This is a genomic window from Aeromonas sp. R2-2 (assembly GCF_040908355.1).
Lineage (GTDB): Bacteria > Pseudomonadota > Gammaproteobacteria > Enterobacterales > Aeromonadaceae > Aeromonas > Aeromonas veronii.
In genome coordinates this window covers 1-5,057 of the sequence record NZ_JBFODQ010000095.1, presented here as the reverse complement: position 1 = coordinate 5,057, position 5,057 = coordinate 1, and the positions used below count along the sequence as shown (strand labels likewise).

At 49.2% G+C, this 5,057-nt stretch carries 4 protein-coding genes and 1 tRNA gene; 1 reads left to right on the top strand and 4 read right to left on the bottom strand.

From position 1 onward, the window contains the following. The first annotated feature begins 175 nt into the window (after positions 1-175). Positions 176-252 (top strand) — tRNA-Asp (locus tag AB5Z09_RS20810). A gap of 198 nt (positions 253-450) precedes the next feature. On the opposite strand, the gene AB5Z09_RS20805 is transcribed toward AB5Z09_RS20810, so the two are convergent. The 4 genes from AB5Z09_RS20805 to AB5Z09_RS20790 all read right to left on the bottom strand — a co-directional run. Then, a complete protein-coding gene (locus tag AB5Z09_RS20805; protein ID WP_368196128.1) occupies positions 451-789 on the bottom strand; it encodes an SEC-C metal-binding domain-containing protein in 339 nt (112 codons plus the stop codon). Between the two features lie 231 nt (positions 790-1,020). After that, on the bottom strand, positions 1,021-1,449 hold the full coding sequence (locus AB5Z09_RS20800; protein WP_368196127.1) for a DUF86 domain-containing protein: 429 nt from the start codon (positions 1,447-1,449) through the stop codon (positions 1,021-1,023). After that, positions 1,450-1,887 (bottom strand): nucleotidyltransferase domain-containing protein, encoded by a 438-nt coding sequence (locus tag AB5Z09_RS20795; protein ID WP_368196126.1) that lies wholly within the window; start codon positions 1,885-1,887, stop codon positions 1,450-1,452. A gap of 89 nt (positions 1,888-1,976) precedes the next feature. Continuing rightward, positions 1,977-5,057 (bottom strand): HsdR family type I site-specific deoxyribonuclease (locus AB5Z09_RS20790; protein ID WP_368196125.1); only part of this gene is annotated, 3,081 nt, incomplete at its 5' end.

Below are 5,057 nucleotides of genomic sequence, written 5' to 3'. Positions count from 1 at the left end.
TGCCGAACTCAGAAGTGAAACGCGGTAGCGCCGATGGTAGTGTGGCATTCGCCATGCGAGAGTAGGACACTGCCAGGCACCCAATTAAACAGCGACGTGCACATCACGACGTTGGCCGAGAGGATGACACCTCATTGAAGCGGCAGACAATTTAGCAAAAAGCTAACCAGACAGCGGAGCGGTAGTTCAGTCGGTTAGAATACCGGCCTGTCACGCCGGGGGTCGCGGGTTCGAGTCCCGTCCGCTCCGCCACTATATAAGCCCAACTGATTGATTCGGTTGGGCTTTTTTCTTATCTGAATTTTGGGTATGCCACGCAGTGTGCCACGTAGCCTTGGCTGCCCTTCTCTTCTATTGCACTTCTTTGGACAGGTCATCGTCGTTACTCCTTTCAGTTTAACCAAAACAAGAGAGGGCCATTGGCCCTCTCTTGTTTTCTATTTTTGTTGGTCAGTGCAAACAGCAATGCTTGTACTTCTTACCGCTGCCACAGGGGCACGGCTCGTTGTGGCCAATCTTGATGGCTGCCACCACCGGTTGAGGTCGTGCCGGGCGCTCGCTGCGTTGCTCCAGAAAGTGGGCATGCAGGATACGAGCGGCAAAGCGGGCCTTGCTGGCTTGCTCTTGCAGATGTTCATTGCTGAGCGCTTCCAGCGACGTAGGCATCTTCTCCAGCGGTTCAGATATCATCGCCAGTGCAGCAGCTTCCGGGGCCGGTAGCGTTGGCCATGGTGCCAATTCAATCGCCCCCAGGTAACCCCACACCAGTCGTGGATCTGCGGAACTCACTGACCGTGTCGTTCAAACTCCGGTGCCACCGGGAAATAGTCTTCTGCCGTATAGGTCAGAGTGGTCGCAATGGCGTTGCTGTGGCGCATAACCGGATCGATAAAGCGCTCCAGCTCAGCTTCGCTTTGCCACTCGGGTTGAGCCTATTCGCCTCCCCGAATTGCAGGGAGCCAACAGCTCCTGGCTGACCATGTCGCACATGTGAGATGACTCCGCCCTGCCAAACGTGGATTAATCTAGGTGAGTCGCTAGCCAGTCAAGGCCTTGATTGCCAAAGATAAACAGCTGGTCACTATAACCTTGGGCGATCACACTGCGAATAATCTCAGGATCGATATTGAGATAGTCATGTACCAATGCATTGCGAAGGCCAATGACCTTGCGCCAGCCCCCCAGACTCTCTGGTGGCAGCTCTCCACGCTGGACCAGGATCTCAAATGCCTGATAGGCATCCTGCGGGGAATGGCCTGCCAGCGCTTTGGCCCAGTGTTTTGCCACTCCGATACTCGCTTCGATAGAGACCTGCAGGGTTCGCTCTGCGGCGCGGTACTCGAGGTTAGAGAGCGCACGCTGCGCCAAAATCTCGTGGATCTGAGACAACTCGGCCTGATAGCGTGACAAGCTGATGCGCAGGGCGCTGATATACCCGTTATCGCTCATTTACATCTCCTCTGAATGGTTCCTACCGGGGCTCTGATGACCAGTTGGATAGTTGATCTCCATCTGCGACATGATACGTGCCTCTTCTTGCAACCGTCGCCCCTGATCACGGCAATAGAGGGGGAGATTGGCATCAACCACGGCAAAGGCTAACGGGATGGGAGCCTGATTGATATCGACGACAGAGAGTGCGCCTTCCGCCAATCCCAACGCTCGTTGCCATTCCAGCGCCAACAATTCGGGGCGCAATCGGCGCTCAATAGCAGAGCCAAGCGGCCCACTCTGCTTGACCGGATCAAAAGCTACCGCCAGATCCCAATCGCTGACAGGGCTAGCAGTCCCCTTTGCTTGAGAACCGTAGAGCCAAAGTACCTGCACCTCGAGATGGGCACTGGCGAGAAGGATCAGCTCATTGATAATGCCTCTATCGGGTTTCATATAGGGTACGGCTACTTGACTGGTGAAGACATCGTGATGACATCTTGATGATGCTACAGGATAGGATGTGGTGCTCTGTTGCACATGGATTAAATATCACCGCCTACTCCTTTGAACTTCTCAACCAAGGCAACCATTTTCTGAAATACGCTGTGCTTTTTAGTTTTGTATTGCGGGTTGAGTGGACTCATTTTTGGCAGTGTCTCATTTAAGGCTGTGCCATTTTCGCTGGCATACTCTCGTTTCAGTGATGCGGCGATATAGCGCCTTGCTTGTGCCTCATTCAAGTCTTCAGCGCTGATAAGTTCTGCCACCTCTCGCTGCAACTCTGCTTGGGCAAACTTGAAAAACTCATCAATGATGCTGGCCTTGTCGGTGATGTCATCCAGATTGGTTCGGTTAATAAAATCCACGATCAGGCTTTCTTTGGCACGGTTACCCACACTTGCCCGGATCAAACGACGGACTTCGTCGATCAGCTCTGCTTTGCTCTTATTCTTTTTGTTGTGTTCGAAAATCAGCGTCAGAATGTAATCAAGATTGATCTCTTGCGACTTCAGGAGGTCAATCTCAAACACCACATCATCCCAATCAATCGAAGATTTTTCCTGCTGAGTAGCAGCCTTCTCGCGACGTAGCCAATCGCGAATATCGTTATAAGTTGAACGGTAATCCTGGATCTTGCGCTCAGTTGGCAGTCTGATGGCTTGCATTGCGGCCAACTCATCATCGCTTAAATAGTGCTCGGCTTTAAACGTCTCGACCGCGTCGGGGTCGCTCATATCGACATGTTGCAGTGCTTTCAGGCTGGCAAATTCATCGTAATTTTGCAGCACATGCTCTACGCGCAGATACTCACCAAAGAGCTTGGCGAACTCTTTTTTGTCCTTCTCCAAAATAATCTCATCGGGGTTGGAGAAGCGCTGTTCCAGCTCTGCAACGACATCCATAAAACCACGACGGGCTTGCCCGGTGAGGAGGTCAGTAAAGCCTGCCATGTATTCCTGGTAGCTTTTTTCCAGAACAACATTCTTGGTATTTTTATCCCCAAACAGGGTAATGGCATCGATAGTTGCCTGTTCCAGATCGCGGAAGGTGACGATATTGCCAAAGGTTTTGGTGGCGTCATATATACGATTGGTGCGTGAATAGGCTTGGAGCAGGCCGTGATAACGCAGGTTCTTATCAACAAACAAGGTATTGAGTGCTGGGGCATCAAAACCGGTCAGGAACATCCCCACCACAATCAGCAGATCGATTTCCTTGGCCTTCACGCGCTTTGCCAAATCACGGTAGTAGTTTTGGAACCCGTTACTATCGACGCTGAAGCTAGTTTTAAAGAAAGCGTTATAGTCTGAGATGGCAGCGTTTAGAAACTCTTTGGCGCTGCTGTTCATGGCCGAGACATCGAAGCTCTCGTCCTGAATATCACCAATCGCGTCCTGCTCTTCATTCGCCGCGAAGGAGAAAATGGTGGCAAGCTTGAGCTGTTTGTCACGGCCCTCTTGCAGCTTGTTCAATGTTTCATAATAGAGCTTGGCGGCTTCTACACTGCTCACGGCAAACATGGCATTGAAACCCTGACTCCCTGCTTGTAAACGATGAGTCTTCTGGCGGTAGTTGTTCAAAATATACTGCGAGATCTCCCGAATACGTTCAGGATGCAACAACGCTTGTTTGTTATCAAACGCATTGAGTTTTCTCTCATCCTGTTCGGTCTCCATTGCTTTAAATTGAGGCCGTACATCGTTGTAATCCACCTTGAACTTGAGCACCTTTTCATCGCGAATCGCGTCAGTGATGACGTATGAGTGCAGCTCACGACCAAAGACACTGGCGGTTGTTTCCGCACCGAGGGCATTTTGTGGAAAGATGGGCGTGCCGGTAAAGCCAAATTGATAAAACTTCTTAAATTTTTTGTTTAGGTTCTTCTGCGCCTCACCAAACTGACTACGATGGCACTCATCGAAAATAAACACCACTTGTTTATTGTAGATAGGCAAGTCACTTTCACTTTTCATCAGATTATTGAGTTTCTGGATGGTCGTAACAATGATCTTGTTATCATCTTTATCCAGATTGCGCTTAAGCCCAGCGGTACTTTCTGAGCCATTTACGCTATCAGGTGAAAATCGCTGGTACTCTCTCATGGTCTGAAAATCGAGGTCTTTTCTATCTACCACGAAAAAGACCTTATCGATAAACTCCAACTCGGTCGCCAGGCGGGCGGCTTTAAAGCTGGTCAGCGTCTTGCCAGACCCTGTGGTATGCCAAATAAAGCCACCACTTTCAGGTTTGCTCCAGTGTTTAGCTTCAAAAGAGCTTTTTATTTTCTGTAAAATGCGCTCAGTCGCGGCGATTTGGTAGGGGCGCATGACCAACAAGGTATCACTGACATCAAACACGGAGTAATGCAGCAGTACATTTAGCAAGGTGTTTTTCTGAAAGAAGGTGGCAGTAAAATCTTTCAGGTCCTTGATTAGAGTGTTATCTGATCTCGCCCAGTTAATGGTGAAGTCAAAGCTGTTTTTATTACGTTTGGTTGTGTTTGAAAAGTAACGAGTGTCAGTGCCATTGGAGATCACAAACAGCTGGAGATACTTGTATAGCGAATGCTCGCTGTTAAAACTCTCTTTACTGTAGCGATGAACTTGGTTAAAAGCTTCGCGAATAGCTATACCACGTTTTTTAAGCTCAATTTGTACCAGCGGTAAGCCATTTACCAAAATGGTGACATCGTAGCGGTTCGCATGACTGCCTGTCTGTTCAAACTGCTTGAGTACCTGCACTTTATTACGAGCAACATTCTTTTTATCAAACAGAGAGATATTCTGAATGCGACCATCATCAAACACAAAATCGTGGATATAGTCATTGTGAAGTTTACGGGTTTTATCGACGATGCTGTCACTGGGTCTATCCAGATAGTTTTCGACAAAGCGTAGCCATTCATTTTCAGTAAACCGTACATTGTTGAGTGTTTGCAGCTGGTCGCGCACGTTGGCCAGCATGGCACCCGCGTTGTTTATATTGGTGGGGCATTCATAGCCCTGACTGATCAAATCTTGAAGCAACTCACGCTCCAGATCGCTTTCACTTTGATAGCCCTCAGCAACTTGGCAAACCTTTGTGTATTTATCAAGGACAATAAAGCGATTTGTCTCGGCAAT

Bases quoted from the DNA above. Each gene is read 5' to 3' on its own strand.
- AB5Z09_RS20795 (WP_368196126.1), bottom strand. From the start codon at position 1,887: ATGAAACCCGATAGAGGCATTATCAATGAGCTGATCCTTCTCGCCAGT.
- AB5Z09_RS20800 (WP_368196127.1), bottom strand. From the start codon at position 1,449: ATGAGCGATAACGGGTATATCAGCGCCCTGCGCATCAGCTTGTCACGC.